Below are 16,976 nucleotides of genomic sequence, written 5' to 3' on the forward strand. Positions count from 1 at the left end.
TTGTTTGGTGACACTTAGGGCCCATTCGCGGGCAAGCTCGCTCCCACATTGGGCTTGTGAGCGCCACAGATCCAATCTGGGAGCGAGCCTGCTCGCGAAGGCGTCAGTAAAAATGACGCAAAACCATCAGGCTTTATTCAGATCCTGAGCAGCAGCCAATACGGCATCCACATGCCCCGGCACTTTCACACCGCGCCATTCCTGACGCAGCACACCGTCCTTATCAATCAGGAACGTGCTGCGATCAACGCCCAGGTATTCCTTGCCGTACAGCTTTTTCAACTTGATCACGTCGAACAATTGGCAGACAGCCTCGTCCTTGTCACTGATCAGCTCAAACGGAAATTCCTGCTTGCACTTGAAGTTCTCGTGGGACTTCAGGCTGTCGCGGGAGATACCGAATATCTCGGTATTGGCTGCCTGGAACGCGGCGTACTGATCACGAAAGCCCTGACCTTCAGTGGTGCAGCCCGGCGTGCTGTCCTTCGGGTAAAAGTAGATCACCACTTGCTTGCCCTTCAGGGCAGACAGGCTGACGGTCTGCCCGCTAGTGGCAGGCGCTTCGAAATCGGCAACCGGTTGGTCGATGACAACGGCCATGAAAGCTTCCTTACATTGGGTTTTGTGGGCGCCAAGGCTCGATCAGTGCATCCAGGTTCATCGCATCGGAGAAATCGAGGAACTGGTCGCGCAGCCAGCTGATCTGGGTGCCGGCCGGCAGGGTCACGGTGAACGTGGCGTTGAGCATGGTGCCGCCGGTCTGCGGCGCCTGATAGGTGTCGCAGGTCAGGTTTTCCAGTTCGACGTTGTGATCCATGAAGAACTGGCACAGCTCATTGATGATGTCCGGGCGATACGCCGAACTCACATACGCCACGTACGGCAGCGCCTGCGGACGATTTTCCAGCGGCGCGCTGCGCACCACGTTGACGGTGAAAGCATGTTTCTTGGACAGGCCCGACAGACTGCCTTCCAGGCGAGCAAGGGCGTCCCAGCTGCCGGAGACCTCAAGGATCAGCGCACTGCACTCGCCATGGCGAGTCAGGCGCGAAGTAACCACGGCGCAGCGATTTTCATGGCTGGCGCGGCACAGGACGTTAGTCAGCTCCATGGGGTTGGCGCCGAGGGCACTGATGACAAGGAATTGTTCGCGAACTGTGGGGGTGGACATGCAGCATTCCTAAAGCGATGAGCGGTCGGTAGGTTTACGGGCGTTGGCTGCCGTGGAGTGCCTGTTCTGGCGGTCCGTACAAAGAGGCCCGGCAAGCTCGCGGCTCGCTCCACTATAGCGGGAGCGCGCCGATGCGACGCAGGAACGGGGTCTGGGAGGCCGAAAAGGGAGGCTGGAACCCGGCGTACAAGCTGATCAGTACCGATCAAAGTCTGAAGGGTAGCGAAAAGCGGCGCCAAGGGGAATGGCGGCAGCGCAGTACTTCGCTTGTGCAAGCATCTTGGCGCCAGTACCATTACCGCTCTCTTTTTCCGGCAGGAGCGGTTTCATGATTGCGGGCAGTATGGTGGCACTGGTCACTCCCATGGATGCACAAGGGCGTCTTGACTGGGACAGCCTCAGCAAACTCGTGGACTTCCATCTCAAGAACGGCACCCATGCCATTGTCGCGGTCGGTACTACCGGCGAGTCGGCAACCCTTGATGTAGAAGAACACATCGCCGTCATCAAAGCCGTGGTCAAACAGGTTGCCGGGCGCATCCCGGTCATCGCCGGCACCGGCGCCAACTCGACCCGCGAAGCCGTCGAGCTGACCCGCAACGCCAAAGAAGCCGGCGCCGATGCCTGCCTGCTGGTCGTTCCGTACTACAACAAGCCGACTCAGGAAGGCCTGTACCAGCACTTCAAACACATCGCCGAGTCTGTCGACATTCCACAGATTCTCTATAACGTTCCTGGCCGCACCTCTTGCGACATGCAGGCCGAGACCGTGATCCGCCTGTCCACCGTGCCGAACATCATCGGTATCAAGGAAGCCACCGGCGACCTGAAACGTGCCAAAGCGATCATTGATGGCGTGAGCAAGGACTTCATCGTGCTGTCCGGCGATGATCCGACCGCCGTTGAACTGATCCTGCTGGGCGGCAAAGGCAACATCTCGGTGACCGCCAACGTCGCTCCGCGCGAAATGGCTGATCTGTGCGAGGCCGCGCTGAAAGGCGACGCTGACACCGCACGGGCGATCAACGAAAAACTGATGCCGCTGCACAAAGACCTGTTCATCGAAGCCAACCCGATTCCGGTGAAGTGGGCTTTGGTTGAAATGGGCCTGATGCACGAAGGCATCCGCCTGCCACTGACCTGGCTGAGCACACCTTGTCATGAAACGCTGCGCTCGGCCCTGCGCCAGTGCAGCGTCCTGGTTTAATTGAGGAAGTACAACGCATGAAGCGAATGGCCGGACTTTCCGCACTTGCCTTGATTATCTCCAGCACCAGTGGCTGCGGATGGGTCTGGGGCCCGGAAGGTTATTTCCGTGACCGTGGTAGCGATTACCTGGAAGCGCAACAGACTGCACCGATGCAACTGCCACCGGATGTCAGCACTTCCAAGCGTCTGGATCCGCTGTTGCCGATCCCGCGCAACGTTGCTGATGACACCGCCAAGGGCGAATACATTGTGCCGCGTCCTCAGCCGCTGTCGGCCGTTGCCGATGCCAGCGATTACTCGCTGCAGAAGAGCGGTGATTCGCGTTGGGTCGTAGCCCAGCACCCACCGGCCGAAGTCTGGCCAGTGGCGGTGCAGTTCTTCCAGGACAACGGTTTCCGTCTGGATGAACAGCGCCCGCAAACCGGCGAATTCACCACCACCTGGCAGCATTCCGACGAACTGTCCGCGTCCATGGCCAAGCGCCTGAGCGCAGCCGGTATCGCCAGCGACAGCGAAACCCGCGTGCGTGTGCGTATCGAGCCGGGCGTGCAGCGCAACACCAGTGAAATCTACGTGGTCAGCGCCGAGCGTCCTGCCGGTAGCACTGCCGATGTGGCCTTCACCAACCGTTCGGTCAACACGGGTCTGGACGCGGCGCTGGTCGATGACATGCTCGCAAGCATGAGCCGGATCTCCGAGAAGGGCGGTTCGGTGTCGATGCTGGCCTCGCGTGATTTCGATACGCCGAGCCGTGTCAGCCTCAGCGAAGACGGCAGCGGTAACCCGGTGTTGAACGTCGGTAACGATCTGGACCGTGCCTGGTCGAGCGTTGGCCGTGCACTGGAACAAGGCGAATGGCGCGTTGAAGACATCAACCGCAGCCTCGGCCTGTACTACATCAACCTGGCCGAAAAAGCCGAGAAGAAAGACGACAAGCCTGGTTTCTTCAGCAGCCTGTTCGGCAGCGCGCCGAGCAAGGAAGAAGTTGAAGCCCGTGCCGAGCGTTATCAGGTTCGCCTGAGCAAGGTTGGCGAGAACATTCAGGTCACCGTCGAGAAAAACATCAACACCGTCGCGCCGGCTGAAGTGGCACGCAAAGTGTTGAGCGTGATTCAGGACAACCTGGGCTGATCAACCATGCGTTTTGCCGTTCTCGGCAGCGGTAGCCAAGGGAACGGCACGCTGATCGCCAGTGCTGATACGTACGTGCTGGTGGATTGTGGTTTTTCCCTGCGGGAAACCGAAAAACGCCTGTTGCGCCTGGGTGTAAACCCGGCGCAACTGAGCGCGATACTCGTAACCCACGAACATGCCGACCACGTGCATGGCGTGGGTTTGCTGTCTCGGCGCTACAATCTACCGGTCTACCTCAGTCGCGGCACACTGCGCGGGATGCGCAAACCGATTGAACCCGCGGGCTTTCTGGCCGGCGGCGAGCAACTGCAGATCGGCGCACTGAACATCGGGGTCATTGCCGTGGCCCATGATGCGCAGGAACCGACCCAGTATGTCTTCAGTGATCACGAGCAGCGGCGTTTCGGCCTGCTGACGGACCTGGGGTCCTACTGCGAGCGGGTGCTGGACGGTTATCGGGACCTCGATGCGTTGATGATCGAGTCCAACCATTGTCGTGACATGCTGGCCCGTGGTCATTACCCGTACTTTCTCAAGCAACGGGTGGGCGGCGAGCTGGGACATTTGAACAACCATCAGGCGGCATTCCTGGTGTCCGAGTTGGGCTGGCAGGGCTTGCAACATCTGGTCCTGGCCCACCTGAGCAGCAAGAACAACCTGCCGCAGCTGGCCCGGCAATGTTTTGTCGACACCCTCGGGTGCGACCCGGACTGGCTGCAACTGGCCGATCAAGATTCAGGGCTCGACTGGCGCCACATCGCCTAGCCCACCTACTTAGCAAGCGGAGCCCATCATGGAAAAACGTGAAGAACTCTACCGCGGCAAAGCCAAATCGGTTTACAAGACCGACGACGCTGACCGCTTGATCCTGCTGTTTCGCAACGACACCTCGGCGTTCGACGGCAAGCGCATCGAGCAGCTCGACCGCAAAGGCATGGTCAACAACAAGTTCAACGCCTTCATCATGCAGAAACTCGAAGCGGCCGGCGTACCGACCCAATTCGACAAACTGCTGGCCGACAACGAAGTCCTGGTGAAGAAGCTCGACATGATCCCGGTCGAGTGCGTCGTGCGTAACTACGCCGCCGGCAGCCTGGTCAAGCGTCTGGGTGTCGAAGAAGGCCTGAAGCTCAACCCTTACACCTTCGAACTGTTCCTGAAGGACGACGCCAAGGGCGACCCGTTCATCAACGAATCCCACGTTGTGGCATTCGGTTGGGGCACCGCCGAGCAACTGGTTCGCATGAAAGAACTGTCGCTCAAGGTCAACGAAGTCCTGACCAAGCTGTTCGACGACGCCGGCCTGCTGCTGGTCGACTTCAAGCTTGAATTCGGCGTGTTCAGCGACGGCTCCATCGTCCTCGGCGACGAGTTCAGCCCGGACGGCTGCCGTCTGTGGGACAAGGACACTAAGAAGAAGATGGACAAAGACCGCTTCCGCCAGGGCCTCGGTGATGTCATCGAAGCCTACGAAGAAGTCGCCAATCGTCTGGGCGTACCGCTTTAATCGACGCAAGCATCTGATAGCACGAAGAAATTTTCGAAAGAGGGTTTGCTTTCGGTAAAAGTGTTGTTATGATGCGCGCCGTTGGAGAGATGCCAGAGTGGCCGAATGGGACGGATTCGAAATCCGTTGTACCTTCACCGGTACCTAGGGTTCGAATCCCTATCTCTCCGCCATTATTGAACAAGACGAAGCCCCCGTAATCATTGCTGATTACGGGGGCTTTTTCGTTTTCGGGCTTTCGTTCAGGGCGTTTCCAGGGCAAAAGGAACCGTAAGGGCGCTTTGGGGTGTTGCGCGGTTCCCTACACTGCAGTCTGGCTCTGTTCGGCAATGAGCGACTGCTGCGCATCCCTGAGCTGCTTGAGGGGCTGCAAGGGGGCTCTGAGTCGGTCGCGTATATTGGGTGGCGTTCGAGCTGCACTCGCTGGCAGATCGGGAGGGGGCGAGGTTATCGCTCGTAAGACAGTGGTGGCCCCAATGGGCTGGCAGATTGACTGGAGTTATGGGGCATCAGAGACATCGGCGAACGGGGGCTGATTGCACCCCGTCTGTGCCAAGCTTTTATCAATGTAATCCGTTTGCACTCGCATTGATCATGTCAGTGCTGACCTGGCCAAAGACAGCGTGCATTCAGCAATCTTTCCCGAGTGCACGAAATTTCATATTGTCATCCTTGATTTCAGCCCGTTCAGCTCTGCCCGGGTCATCCATCCATATCGACTAAAGCTGCGTGGTGCGCTCATTTTTCTCGTGGCGCAGGGACTTTAGAATGTACGGAGCAACGTATTGCGAGCCGTACATAGATAGGTGGTTTCTGTCGTTGTATAGAACTTTTCCGCCCTTCGCAGCGTAGCAACTGTCGGAATCGCAGAACAACGACGCTAAGTCGATTATTTTTACGTTGGTAAAGTCTTTTGCCACGCGTTGAACAATTTCGTTATAGGCGGAATTTACGCTGTCCTGATCGTAAACTTTCCTTGGGAATGAGCAGCCATCATTCTTTTCGGTAATTCGGAAAGGGCGTGTGACACATGCCGATGGGTCAAACGGCAGGGTTGGGTTGTCTAGCACCACCACAATATTCTTCTTGGCTTCAGATAGCATTTCGAAGGATCTCCTCATGCCTGATTCCAGAACTTTTCTGAAATCCTTCTCGCCAGGGTTTCGAATGTCTACAGCGTCCTCCCAAGAACATTTTGGGTTATGCGCGAGAAGTACGTTTACTACGCTGCTGTCTTTTGAGGCGTAATCATATGCCTCATTGATGAGGCGATAGGCATTCGCGCGAACCTTCGCGGCGGCTTTGTCCTTTTGTGCAGTAGATGTATCGTAAAATGGCGCAGCGCAACTGGCCGGAAAAACAGCTAAACCCTTGTCGGCCTTAGAGTAGGTGCTTAGACCTGCAAACAGGTGTGCCGCATGTGAGTCGCCTATGACTGCGTTGGTAATCAAGCCATCCTGAATCAGGCACGGGTTATCAGTCATGGTGTTCCAGTCGGGAAATCTGGTTGCGCAGTTCGTCAGCGAAATTGCGGTATTTATCTCGATGGCTCGGGCTACTTCGTTTTTGGTCTCCAGCGGGGTAGCGGCTGGGTGTTTATAGGTTGCAAATCCGCCAATCGCGATAACTATCATCAACCCGACAAAAGCCGGGGTTTGGCGCGGCTGCTTTACTATTCCGGCGCGAAGCGGCTTCTCGATTAATGAATAAGTAATCCATGCTAGTAATATTGATGCTGCGACCGCCGCCGATCTTATCTCGATACTGGTTTCTTCACTTTGGACTATGCGGGCGAACGCAAGCAGAGGCCAGTGCCAGAGGTACAGCGGAAAGCTGATCAAACCTATGGCGACAGCCACCCGTGTTGAGAAAATTCTTCGGTTAATTACAGATGAAGGTCCTGCTGCTATTAGGAGTACCGACCCCAGCACAGGAAGTATTGCGCGCCAGCCGGGGAATTGATCGCTCGGCTTGAAGCTAAATAGTGCGAAGAATATGAGTGCGAGCCCGGCAGCGCTGAGCGCGTCATTGAGTCTGGATTGCTGTCCTTCGAACTTCGACGCCCACCACGGCTGTAAACAGGCCCAAGCCAGCAAGGTGCCTGCCAGCAGTTCCCATGCGCGGGTCGGCAGTAGGTAGAATGTGGCGTTTGGATCTACACCTATGAAGTAGAGATTCAAAATCAGTGATACTAATCCAATAGCCAAAATTAGCTTGATAGCGCTAAGTCTTACCTTCCAGGCCGCCCAAAGTATCATGGGGAAAAGCAGGTAGAATTGCTCTTCAATTGCGAGTGACCATAGATGCAGTAATGGTTTTAGTTCTGCTGCGGTGTCGAAATATCCACTCTCGTACCAGAATGCAAAATTTGCTACAAATCCTGCGCCTGCTGCGATGTGCTTGGAGAGTTCGGTCATCTCATTCGGTAACAAGACAAGCTTTCCAACAACCCAGCAGGTTATTAGCACCAGGGTCAGGGCTGGAAAGATTCGACGTATCCTTCTGGCGTAAAAATCTGAAAAACTGAAAGTGCCTCGGTCAATGCTTTTAAGTAGTATGGTGCCGATTAAAAAGCCGGATATGACAAAGAATATATCAACGCCTACGAATCCCCCAGGCACCAGAGTCGGGAATGCGTGAAAAATCACAACAGAAATAACAGCCAGCGCGCGGAGGCCGTCTATGTCTCTTCTGTATTTTAAATTGGGGTTTGTCATTGACGTTGGCTCATTTTCTTGCTAGTTGCAGGGTGAGGGCGGGAGGTCGCGATAGTGCCATTATTTCGTTGCCAAGGAAACTCCGGTCGAATTGCCGCGACGAGCAGCAAAAGGAAAACAGCTTAGGCGTTTAGCGAAATCTGCTGCGAAAGGGAGATTTCGTCAGGGGGTTAATAAGGGCGGCGAATCCCTACCTCTTCGCCATTACACGGAAAAAGCCCCGTAGATGAAAATCTATGGGGCTTTCTCATTTCAGCAGAAGCAACATCGCCTCCACATCAGGCATTCACGACTGCGAATGCACCAGCTTCCGTTTGATCAAGTCATACACATCGCTATGCGTCGAGTTATGCATCGCCTTGTCCTTGCATACCGATCTTAATAAGTTTTTTCACTTCTTCCCTGGCATGGGGACTAAGACTGCATCGACCCGCGCGGTTAAATCTCCTTAACCGGCGTCTCCCCCTGCACAGCCTTGATCAGTCCGATCACATGCAAACAATCCGCCTTGTTCACATAAGACTCGCCACTGGCGATGGTCTCGTGGTTGCCCGCCCTCAGTCTCCAGCGCCATTGTCCTTTGCCGGTGCTCGGGGTGCCTTTGGATTGCCTGTAAATCTCGAAATACATTCAGTTCGCTCCATGCGATTCATTGTGCGACAGCCTGTGTGGCGCATGGTCGCAAGCCTAGCGCAGACGGGTTTTTTGGCTATCGGACATTTGTTTCCAATCGTTGGCGGATGTTTCTGAAGAGCGCGGGCTAGAGCGCAGCAATAGGCCTGTGGATTGGCCAAAATGACGCCGTCTGATCCTTGCAACGTTGTCGACGCTGCTGCTTAATACGGAACGGCTCATGGCGTCGAATATCGTTCGGCGACCGACAATCACTATAAAAAGAGCACTCCTTTGACTGAGCACGGAACGCAGCAGGCCGGGCAGGTGACGTTATCGCTGGTGGTCCCCGTTTTTAATGAGGAGGACAGCCTCGACACGTTTTTGCGGCGCATCAATGAAGTCTTTCAGACGCAGACGTCAATCGATCTTGAACTGGTGTTCGTCAATGACGGCAGCACCGATACCACGCTCGAACGCCTGCTCGAGCATCAGCGTCAGGATGTGCGCCTGCGTATCGTCGACCTGAGCCGCAACTTCGGCAAAGAAGCGGCGCTGTCCGCCGGTTTGCAGATCGCGACTGGACAGATCGTGGTACCCATCGATGCCGATTTGCAGGACCCGCCGGAAGTCATTCTGCTGATGATCGAGCGCTGGCGAGAAGGCTTTGAAGTGGTGCTCGGTCACCGCATCAGCCGCCGCAGCGACACCTGGGCGAAGCAGACTTCCGCCCACTGGTTCTATCGCCTGCATAACAAAATTGCCGAACAGCCTTTACCCGAGAACGTCGGTGATTTTCGCTTGATGGATCGCTGCGTGGTCGATGCCTTGCTGACCTTGCCCGAATCCCGACGCTTCATGAAAGGCCTGTTCGCGTGGGTCGGCTTTCGCACCACCCACGTCGATTACGAGCGTCCGGAGCGGGTGGCGGGGCAGAGCAAGTTCAATGGCTGGCGGTTGTGGAATTTCGCGCTGGAGGGCATCACCAGTTTCAGCACCGAGCCATTGCGGGTCTGGACGTATGTCGGTGCGCTAGTGTCGCTGGTGTCGTTTGCCTTCGCCATTTTCATTGTCTTGCGCACATTGATCCACGGTGTCGACATGCCCGGTTATGCCTCGCTGATGGTGGCCGTGACCTTTCTCGGTGGGCTGCAATTGATCGGCATCGGAGTGCTCGGCGAGTACCTGGGCCGCACGTATATCGAATCCAAACGCCGGCCGGTTTTTCTGGTGCGTCGCGTCTACGACCCCAAGGACTGATACATGGATCTCAAGGAAACCGACATCCTCGGCGACGCCATCAACGAGCATTGGTATTACTGTTCGAAAGCCGCGGCCACCCGGCGTTTGCTGGGAGATGCGCCCATCAGCCGAATCCTCGATGTCGGCGCCGGTTCGGGGTTTTTCTCCCACCATTTGCTGAGGCACACCGATGCACGCGAAGCGTGGTGCGTGGATATCAGCTATCCCGCCGACTCCAGCGCGACCACCGCCGGCAAACCGGTGCACTACCGTCGCGGGATCGAAACCATCGATGCCGATCTGGTGTTGTTGATGGACGTACTGGAGCATGTCGATGACGATCTCGGTTTGCTCAAGATGTACGTTGATAAAGTGCCCTCGGGCAGTCGATTCCTGATGACAGTGCCGGCGTTCCAGTTCTTGTGGAGCGGTCACGACGACTTTCTCGAGCACAAGCGCCGCTACACGCTGGCTCAGTTCGAAACGCTGGCGCGTGATGCTGGTTTGACGGTGCAGCGCGGTGCCTATTATTTCGGCGCGGTGTTTCCGATTGCGGTGGCGTTGCGCTTGCTGCCGCAAGGCGCGCAAGCCCAGCCGCCGCGTTCGCAACTCAAGCGTCATCATCCGCTGGTGAACGGTGTCCTCAAGGCCTTGTGCCGCCTCGAACTGCCGTTGCTGGGCATGAACCGCTTGGCCGGGTTGAGCGTGTTCGTGCTGGCTCAAAAACCGTGACCTCGGCGCAAAAATCAGCCTTGATCCAGCGTGGTGTGCGCTTTGCCGTGACCGGGCTGTTCGTCACCGCGCTGCATGCGCTGGTGGCGGTGCTGTTCATCAACTTCATCGCCGCGCAACCGCCGCTGGCCAACGGCGTGGCATTTGCCGTGGCGACGGTGGTGTCCTACGTGATCAACACCACCTGGAGTTTTTCTGCCCGTTTGCACGGCCGAACGCTGCTGCGCTTCCTGCTGGTATCCGTGGGGGGCTTTTTCCTGGCGATGTTCGTTGCCTGGGCTGCGCAGATTGCCGGGCTGCACTATCTGCTGGGTATTGTTGCGGTGGCACTGACGATTCCAGCGTTCACCTTTGTCTTGCACAATTTCTGGACGTATCGATGAAGGCTTCACCAAACCATCCGGTGCTCGGTCTTTTGCCGTTGTTGCTCGGCGTATTGGCGTTTTTCTGCGTGATCGGGCCGCAAGCGCTGGATCCGCAAAACATTGCCTGGCTGGAGCAGGGCGATCCGGCGACGCATTATCTGGGCTGGGAATATTTCCGGCACTCCCCCTGGACCTTTCCGCTCGGGCTTAACCCGTTCTATGGTCTGGAGTTGGGCAATTCGATTATTTTCTCCGACTCCAATCCGCTGCTGGCGTTGCTGTTCAAACCGTTCAACGCGTGGTTACCGGCGACCTTCCAGTACTTCGGCCTGTGGCTGCTGGCGTGTTTCGTCTTGCAAGCGTGGTTTGGCTGGAAACTGCTGGGGCTGATGACGGGGAATCCGCTGATTCGCTTGCTGGGCACAGGTTTATTGGTGTTTTCGCCGCCGATGTTCCTGCGCATGGGCGGGCACCTTTCCCTGTCCGGGCATTTCCTGATTCTGGCGGCGCTGTACCTGGCGTTATTACCGAACCTGTATCGACGTCGTCTGGCCTGGGGTGCGCTGTTGGCGGTCACCGCCATGGTGCATGCGTACCTGCTGGCGATGGTGGCGCTGATCTGGGTGGCGGATCTGCTCGGCAAGACCTTCAGCCAACAATTGACGCGGCGACAGGGTCTGCTCGAAGGCGTTTCGCTGTTTGCCGTGGTGAGTGTGTGTTGCTGGCAGGTCGGTTACTTCGCTATTGCTGATGGCGCGCAATCCGGCGGTTTCGGTTTGTACCGGATGAACTTGCTGTCGCCATTGGATCCGGCAGGTTGGTCGTTGATTTTGCCGGACCTGCCAAAAGCCAGCGGCGATTACGAAGGCTTCAATTATCCGGGGCTGGGTGTGCTGTTGCTGGTGCCGTTGGCGCTGATTGCCTGGCTGAGAAACCGCCAACCGCTGAAGGATGAGCTTCGCGTTCGCCCTTGGCTAATGCTGGCGTTGATCGGTTTATCGTTGTTTGCGCTATCGAACCAGATCGGCGTCGGCGCACACACGTTCAGCTACCCGCTACCGAAAATCGCCATCAAACTGGCGAACGTTTTTCGCGCCTCGGGGCGGATGTTCTGGCCGGTGTTGTACGCGCTCATCCTGATGGTGATGTTCCTGCTGGTGCGCGGTTACCGGCCACGCATCGTCGTCGCGCTGCTGGCGCTGGCGTTGACGTTGCAGGTCGTCGACACGCGCAACGGCTGGATGGGCTTGCGCAACGGCAAGATGATGACGCCGTCCGCAGAATGGGCAACGCCGATGCGTGATCCGTTCTGGGCGAGTGCGGCGGCGCATTACCCGAATATCCGCAGTCTGATGCCGCAGAATCAGTCTGAGCGCTGGCAAGTGATCGCCGATTTTGCCGCGACTCACGGCCTGAAAACCGACGCCGTTTATCTGGGGCGCATGAGTTCCACTGCGCTTGAGCAGGCCCGGCAGAAAACGCAGCGCATGCTCGAATCAGGGCAGTACGATGCCGACTCGTTGTACATCCTCGACGATACGGTGCTCGCCGATGCCGCCAAAAGCGTCAACAGTGAAACGGATCTGCTGACCCGAGTGGATGGTCTGGTGGTGCTCGCGCCGGGCTGGAAGCGTTGTTCGCAGTGTCTGAGCATGCCGGATGAAGGGCGGCGGATGTCACTACTGGCATTGATGCGTCCCGGTCAGACGCTGATCTTCAACTACTCCGCCCGGCAGTTGGTCAGCGGCTGGTCGACCGCGGAAAACTGGGGAACATGGTCGGCGGGGCAGCAGGCGCAACTCGACTTACGGGTGACACCCGAGGCGCGCTCGATTGCGCTGGATGTCATGGCATTCGTTTTGCCGCAACACCCGGCGCAGCGAGTGATCGTCAGTGTGAATGGCGAGCAGGTGCTGACTACGCGCCTGGTGCAACATCAGGGTAATCATTTGGAGATCCCGATCAGTCCTGCGATCCGTCAGCATTTAGCGGACGATGATCGCCTGACAATCGAGTTTCATTTGCCCGATGCCATCAGTCCGCAACAATTGGGTCTGAACGACGATTCCCGGGTCATGGGGCTTGGCTTGAAGCGCTTGACGGTGAACTGACGCACCGTGGCGATGGACGCCGGGGCTTCGGCCTTTCTACACTGCCGGTATTCCGGGGGCAGGGGGCAATGGATGAACCGCAATGAACTTCGCAAGGCCGACATCAACCTGATGGTGGTGTTCGAGACCTTGATGCTCGAACGCAACGTGACCCGGGCGGCCGAGAAGCTGTTCCTTGGCCAGCCGACCATCAGCTCGGCGCTCAATCGTTTGCGCACGATGCTCAACGATCCGCTGTTTATCCGCGTCGGCCATCGCATGGAACCGACGGCCCGTGCCGAAGATATTTTCCGCCACCTCAAGCCGGCGCTGGATTCACTTTCGGTCGCGCTGAGTCTGACCCGCGATTTCGACCCGGCCGTCAGCACCATGACCTTCCGCATTGGCCTTTCCGATGACGTCGAGTTCGGCCTGCTGCCGCCGCTGTTGCGTGCGCTGCGCCAGGAAGCGCCGAACGTGGTGTTTGTGGTGCAACACGTTGATTACTGGCGCATCCCCGACCTGCTCGCGGCGGGTGATATCACGGTCGGCATCAGCCAGACCCGAGGTCTGCCGGCCAATGCCAAACGCAAATTGCTGCGGCACATCCAGCCGAGCATCCTGCGCGCCGACGCTAGCGATACGCCGCTGACGCTGGATGAATATTGCGCGCGGCCGCACGTGCTGGTTTCGCACACGGCCAACGTCAGTGGGTTTGCCGATGAGTGGCTGGCAGAGCTGGGGCGCACGCGTCAGGTGGTGCTGTCGGTGCCGCAATACAGTGCGTTGCCGGCGCTGCTGGCCGGCACCGACCTGATTGCCAGCCTGCCGGATTACACCGCCGCGGCCATGGCCACTTCGGGGCTGCTGTTCAAGGAACCCTTTCCGTTCAAGACGCCGACGCTGGATTTGTCGATGGTCTGGCTCAGCCATGTGGACAGCGATCCGGCCGAACGCTGGTTGCGTTCGCGGCTGGAGCAATTCATGAGCGAACGACCACTGACCCCATCCTGAGCCACAACACCGTGTAGGAGCTGCGGCACGCTGCGATCTTTTGATCTTCAAATCTCAAGATCAAAAGTTCGCAGCCTCGTTTCACTCGACAGCTCCTACAGGGATTGGTGATGAGCCACATGTGCTATATGTACGACCTTTCTGCCAACTCATCGGGGATCTGCAATGCCACACCTGCACATGGAATACACCGCCAACCTGCCGCAGTTGAACGCCGACGTCGCGTTGATGCGGCTCAACAACACCCTGGTGGGCTCCGGTCAGTTCGCGGCGGAGTTCGATATCAAGAGCCGTGCGGTAAAAGTCGAGACCTTCAAGGTCGGTACCGCTATGGCCGAGCGCGCCTTCGTCTATGTGAAGCTGGCGCTGCTCAGCGGGCGTTCGCCGCAGATCAAGAAGCAGTTGTCAGAAAGCCTGTTGGCAGTCTTGCAGGACCTGTGCGAATGGCCGGCCGGTGTCGAGGTGCAGCTGTGCGTTGAGCTGGTCGACATGGATCGCGAGTCCTACAGCAAAACCGCGATTGGCGTGTAGGACTCAGGCCGCTTCGAGTTCGCTGCACACCTTCACCACTTGCTCGCGCAACCACAGGTTGGCGCTGTCCTGATCAACGCTCTGGCTCCACTGCATGTCGAGGGTGAAGCCTGGCAAGCCGTTCGGTGCCTCACAGTGATTGAACACCGCTTCGTTGGTCAGCAAGCGCTGGATGCGGCGGGGCAGGGTGAGGATGAAGTCAGTCCCGGTGATCATTTTCAATGCCGCGCTGTAGCTGTTCGAGCGCGCGACGATCTGGCGTTTTTGCGCCTGCCGCGCGAGCCAGCCGTCGACCATGTTGGTGGTCGATGTCCACGGCGTCGGAAACACATGCCGACGTTCGGTAAAGGCCTGCAGGCTCAGGCGCGGTTCCAGTGGCGTGGCGCGTTTGTCGAAAACGCAGACCAGATCATCCTCCAGCAGCATCCGTGATTTCAGGTCAGTGTGATGGCGGTGGAAATTGGGACCGAAACTGATCACCAGATCAAGGCTGCCGTCGCGCAGTTCATCCGCCGGGACGTCGGTCTCGAACTTGTGCATGTTGACCATCACCGGTAAGTCATCGAAATCGAAACGTTTCAACAGGCGCGGCAGAATCAGTTGCTCGAAGTATTCCGGCGCGCAGATGTTGAAGGTGACGGCTTGCCGGGTCGGGTCGAACGTGGGGGCGCCGGCGTGGCACAGGTTGATGCTTTCGAGGATCTTCTGCACATGGCCATACATGGTGCTGGCCTTGTAGGTCGGACGCATGCCGGTGCGGGTGTTGATGAACAGTTCGTCTTCGAAACTGGTGCGCAGTTTTTTCAAACAGTAACTGACGGTGGACTGGCTGACGAACAGGGTTTCTGACACATCGGTAACGCTGCTTTGCTCATAAACAGCGATAAACACCATGAGATCCTGCATGTCGAGCTTTCGAAGCAAGTTACTGTTCAGCATCCGTTCTGTCTCGCTGTGCTCCTTGCGCTGAATCCGCGCAAACGTGTGCGAACGATCCTAACGGAACGATGGTGCCAGGACAAAGCCCTGTAGGACGTTTCACAGTCAGTTGTGGGACAGAAAGTTTTAGTAACACGACGTCGCTACTCAAACCGCTGAAAGATGGCCAGAAGCCTTTAGCTCGACGAGGGAAAGTGTCGGGCGTAATGCCTGGGATCGAAGCGCCACACCATCAACAGCATCACTCCCATCACAACGGTCAGCGACCACCAGGCCCACTCGAAACTCCCGAGCCAATCGCGGATCATTCCGGCCAGCAGCGGCGAAAGGCCGGCGATCAAGTAACCGATGCCCTGCACGAATGCGGTCAGCCCACCGGCACGTTGCGGGTTGTCGAGGTGATCGAGCGAGACGATCAGGCTCATCGGAAACAAACCGCCAATGCCCAGCCCTAACAGGCAGGGCCACAGCAGGCTGAGCTGTTGCGGGCTGAGGATCAGGCCGCAAAACCCGGCGATGATCAGCATCAGTAACGCCATCAGCATCACCCGCCGATCCCGGCTGCGATTGGCGATCGCGGGCACCACCAGGCCGGAAATCACCTCCATGGCCGTCAGAAAACCTAACAACAGCCCGGCGTTTTGTTCGCTCCAACCTTTTTCCACGTAGTACGGCGCGAGCCAGGCCAGCACGCAGGTGTAGGACGCCGTCCCCAGACCAAAGAAGATGGCCAATAACCAGGCACGGGAATGGGCAAACAACGAATCTTTCCTGGTTGCCGCCATCACCGTGGATGACAGTTGGCTGCGTTGCGACCACCAGAACAGCAACGCGAGTAATGCCAGAATCGCCCAGATGGCCAAACCGCTGCGCCAGCTCCCGGTCTGCACCATCACCAGCGGTGCGAACGAGGCCGCAATGGCGGCGCCGCCCATGATCGACGTGACATACAAGCCCATGCACAGAGCGACGTTGTCGGCGAAGCGCGATTTGATCAGCGCCGGCATCAATGCCTGAATCAGCGCAATGCCGAGGCCGGCGAACACGGCGCTGACGATCAGTTCGGCTGCCGATTCGATAAACAGCCGCGACAGCGTCGCCAGGCCAATGATCAGCAGTGACAGGAAAACCGTCCGTTGCTCGCCCAGCCGCTGACTGATGCCAATGCCGAAAAACATCGCCAGCCCCATGGCCATCACCGGCAGCATGGTCAGCAGTGACGCGACGCTGAAACTCAGCGGGATGTCAGCGCGAATGGCCGACAGTAACGGGCCGACCGCCGCCATCGACGGACGCAGATTGAGGGCGACGAGCATGATCGCGAGCATCAGCCAGACAGCGGGGCGAGCAGTGGCGCGGACGTTTTCCATCATCAGACCTTTGAGCGGGGCCGACGATTAGGCGCGGAACCGTCTGCTTCGGGCAAACCAGAAAATCCACAGCCCTTTTTAAAAATCAAATACCGATCCCTGTAGGAGCTGTCGAGTGCAACGAGGCTGCGATCTTTTGATCTGGCTTTAAAGATCAAGATCAAAAGATCGCAGCCTGCGGCAGCTCCTACAGGGGCCGCATTGTTTACTGAATAAAAGCTGAACCATTCTCAAATACTTCGCAAGTTTAAGCGCGTTGCCAAAAGCCAACTATTCGTTGGCGTCTTTTTCACAAAAAATTGATGCTTGCCTGCTTAAAGTTTCTCGTGCCTTAGTTAATGAA

Annotated in this window: 16 protein-coding genes and 1 tRNA gene; 11 read left to right on the top strand and 6 right to left on the bottom strand. The window is 57.5% G+C overall.

From position 1 onward, the window contains the following. Positions 1–126 precede the first annotated feature (126 nt). Together ACZZ0A_RS03585 and ACZZ0A_RS03590 are read right to left on the bottom strand one after the other, a co-directional pair. Positions 127–600 carry a peroxiredoxin gene (locus tag ACZZ0A_RS03585; RefSeq protein WP_007911395.1) on the bottom strand — a complete coding sequence of 158 codons (474 nt, stop codon included), beginning with the start codon at positions 598–600 and terminating at the stop codon, positions 127–129. Positions 601–610: 10 nt separating this feature from the next. Next, positions 611–1,171: a glycine cleavage system transcriptional repressor gene (locus ACZZ0A_RS03590; protein ID WP_007911394.1), complete on the bottom strand. Its 561-nt coding sequence runs from the start codon at positions 1,169–1,171 to the stop codon at positions 611–613. A gap of 328 nt (positions 1,172–1,499) precedes the next feature. On the opposite strand from ACZZ0A_RS03590, the gene dapA reads away from it, so the two are divergent. From dapA to ACZZ0A_RS03615, 5 genes are all read left to right on the top strand, one after another. Continuing rightward, positions 1,500–2,378 (top strand): 4-hydroxy-tetrahydrodipicolinate synthase, encoded by an 879-nt coding sequence (gene dapA, locus ACZZ0A_RS03595; RefSeq protein ID WP_007911392.1) that lies wholly within the window; start codon positions 1,500–1,502, stop codon positions 2,376–2,378. Between the two features lie 17 nt (positions 2,379–2,395). After that, the gene (bamC, locus tag ACZZ0A_RS03600) at positions 2,396–3,511 is read left to right on the top strand and encodes an outer membrane protein assembly factor BamC (protein WP_095113787.1); all 1,116 of its coding nucleotides are present in this window, start codon (positions 2,396–2,398) and stop codon (positions 3,509–3,511) included. 6 nt (positions 3,512–3,517) lie between these two features. Continuing rightward, positions 3,518–4,279 (top strand): MBL fold metallo-hydrolase, encoded by a 762-nt coding sequence (locus tag ACZZ0A_RS03605; RefSeq protein ID WP_007911390.1) that lies wholly within the window; start codon positions 3,518–3,520, stop codon positions 4,277–4,279. A gap of 28 nt (positions 4,280–4,307) precedes the next feature. After that, complete coding sequence (gene purC / locus ACZZ0A_RS03610; protein WP_007911389.1) at positions 4,308–5,021, top strand: phosphoribosylaminoimidazolesuccinocarboxamide synthase; 714 nt, start codon at positions 4,308–4,310, stop codon at positions 5,019–5,021. An 83-nt stretch (positions 5,022–5,104) separates the two neighbouring features. After that, positions 5,105–5,194: transfer RNA gene (locus ACZZ0A_RS03615), tRNA-Ser, on the top strand. Positions 5,195–5,740: 546 nt separating this feature from the next. Here ACZZ0A_RS03615 and ACZZ0A_RS03620 read toward each other — a convergent pair. Together ACZZ0A_RS03620 and ACZZ0A_RS03625 are read right to left on the bottom strand one after the other, a co-directional pair. Continuing rightward, positions 5,741–7,738, bottom strand: a complete 1,998-nt coding sequence (locus ACZZ0A_RS03620) for an acyltransferase family protein (RefSeq protein WP_463542526.1) — start codon at positions 7,736–7,738, stop codon at positions 5,741–5,743. Between the two features lie 438 nt (positions 7,739–8,176). Beyond that, complete coding sequence (locus ACZZ0A_RS03625; protein ID WP_007911387.1) at positions 8,177–8,368, bottom strand: YegP family protein; 192 nt, start codon at positions 8,366–8,368, stop codon at positions 8,177–8,179. Between the two features lie 276 nt (positions 8,369–8,644). On the opposite strand from ACZZ0A_RS03625, the gene ACZZ0A_RS03630 reads away from it, so the two are divergent. The 6 genes from ACZZ0A_RS03630 (at position 8,645) to ACZZ0A_RS03655 (ending at position 14,324) form a co-directional block, all read left to right on the top strand. Continuing rightward, positions 8,645–9,610 carry a glycosyltransferase family 2 protein gene (locus tag ACZZ0A_RS03630; RefSeq protein ID WP_007911386.1) on the top strand — a complete coding sequence of 322 codons (966 nt, stop codon included), beginning with the start codon at positions 8,645–8,647 and terminating at the stop codon, positions 9,608–9,610. A gap of 3 nt (positions 9,611–9,613) precedes the next feature. Then, the gene (locus tag ACZZ0A_RS03635) at positions 9,614–10,324 is read left to right on the top strand and encodes a class I SAM-dependent methyltransferase (RefSeq protein ID WP_463542527.1); all 711 of its coding nucleotides are present in this window, start codon (positions 9,614–9,616) and stop codon (positions 10,322–10,324) included. After that, positions 10,321–10,707: a GtrA family protein gene (locus ACZZ0A_RS03640; protein ID WP_095113770.1), complete on the top strand. Its 387-nt coding sequence runs from the start codon at positions 10,321–10,323 to the stop codon at positions 10,705–10,707. Before ACZZ0A_RS03635 ends, ACZZ0A_RS03640 begins: the two co-directional genes overlap by 4 nt. Beyond that, a complete protein-coding gene (locus ACZZ0A_RS03645) occupies positions 10,704–12,800 on the top strand; it encodes a DUF6311 domain-containing protein (protein ID WP_463542528.1) in 2,097 nt (698 codons plus the stop codon). The genes ACZZ0A_RS03640 and ACZZ0A_RS03645 overlap by 4 nt, the downstream gene beginning before the upstream one ends. Before the next feature lie 72 nt (positions 12,801–12,872). Beyond that, positions 12,873–13,793, top strand: a complete 921-nt coding sequence (locus ACZZ0A_RS03650) for a LysR substrate-binding domain-containing protein (protein WP_007911372.1) — start codon at positions 12,873–12,875, stop codon at positions 13,791–13,793. Between the two features lie 165 nt (positions 13,794–13,958). Then, positions 13,959–14,324 (top strand): 5-carboxymethyl-2-hydroxymuconate Delta-isomerase, encoded by a 366-nt coding sequence (locus ACZZ0A_RS03655; protein WP_093438263.1) that lies wholly within the window; start codon positions 13,959–13,961, stop codon positions 14,322–14,324. A gap of 3 nt (positions 14,325–14,327) precedes the next feature. On the opposite strand, the gene ACZZ0A_RS03660 is transcribed toward ACZZ0A_RS03655, so the two are convergent. Both ACZZ0A_RS03660 and ACZZ0A_RS03665 read right to left on the bottom strand, forming a co-directional pair. Further along, positions 14,328–15,263 carry a LysR family transcriptional regulator gene (locus ACZZ0A_RS03660; RefSeq protein ID WP_007911368.1) on the bottom strand — a complete coding sequence of 312 codons (936 nt, stop codon included), beginning with the start codon at positions 15,261–15,263 and terminating at the stop codon, positions 14,328–14,330. Between the two features lie 176 nt (positions 15,264–15,439). Then, on the bottom strand, positions 15,440–16,633 hold the full coding sequence (locus ACZZ0A_RS03665) for a cyanate transporter (RefSeq protein WP_463542529.1): 1,194 nt from the start codon (positions 16,631–16,633) through the stop codon (positions 15,440–15,442). Positions 16,634–16,976: the final 343 nt, after the last annotated feature.

The organism is Pseudomonas sp. AC242, from assembly GCF_979258655.1.

Coding starts and splice junctions, on each gene's coding strand:
- ACZZ0A_RS03585 (WP_007911395.1), bottom strand. CDS start 600: ATGGCCGTTGTCATCGACCAACCGGTTGCCGATTTCGAAGCGCCTGCC.
- ACZZ0A_RS03590 (WP_007911394.1), bottom strand. CDS start 1,171: ATGTCCACCCCCACAGTTCGCGAACAATTCCTTGTCATCAGTGCCCTC.
- dapA (WP_007911392.1), top strand. CDS start 1,500: ATGATTGCGGGCAGTATGGTGGCACTGGTCACTCCCATGGATGCACAA.
- bamC (WP_095113787.1), top strand. CDS start 2,396: ATGAAGCGAATGGCCGGACTTTCCGCACTTGCCTTGATTATCTCCAGC.
- ACZZ0A_RS03605 (WP_007911390.1), top strand. CDS start 3,518: ATGCGTTTTGCCGTTCTCGGCAGCGGTAGCCAAGGGAACGGCACGCTG.
- purC (WP_007911389.1), top strand. CDS start 4,308: ATGGAAAAACGTGAAGAACTCTACCGCGGCAAAGCCAAATCGGTTTAC.
- ACZZ0A_RS03620 (WP_463542526.1), bottom strand. CDS start 7,738: ATGACAAACCCCAATTTAAAATACAGAAGAGACATAGACGGCCTCCGC.
- ACZZ0A_RS03625 (WP_007911387.1), bottom strand. CDS start 8,368: ATGTATTTCGAGATTTACAGGCAATCCAAAGGCACCCCGAGCACCGGC.
- ACZZ0A_RS03635 (WP_463542527.1), top strand. CDS start 9,614: ATGGATCTCAAGGAAACCGACATCCTCGGCGACGCCATCAACGAGCAT.
- ACZZ0A_RS03645 (WP_463542528.1), top strand. CDS start 10,704: ATGAAGGCTTCACCAAACCATCCGGTGCTCGGTCTTTTGCCGTTGTTG.
- ACZZ0A_RS03650 (WP_007911372.1), top strand. CDS start 12,873: ATGAACCGCAATGAACTTCGCAAGGCCGACATCAACCTGATGGTGGTG.
- ACZZ0A_RS03655 (WP_093438263.1), top strand. CDS start 13,959: ATGCCACACCTGCACATGGAATACACCGCCAACCTGCCGCAGTTGAAC.
- ACZZ0A_RS03660 (WP_007911368.1), bottom strand. CDS start 15,263: ATGCTGAACAGTAACTTGCTTCGAAAGCTCGACATGCAGGATCTCATG.
- ACZZ0A_RS03665 (WP_463542529.1), bottom strand. CDS start 16,633: ATGGAAAACGTCCGCGCCACTGCTCGCCCCGCTGTCTGGCTGATGCTC.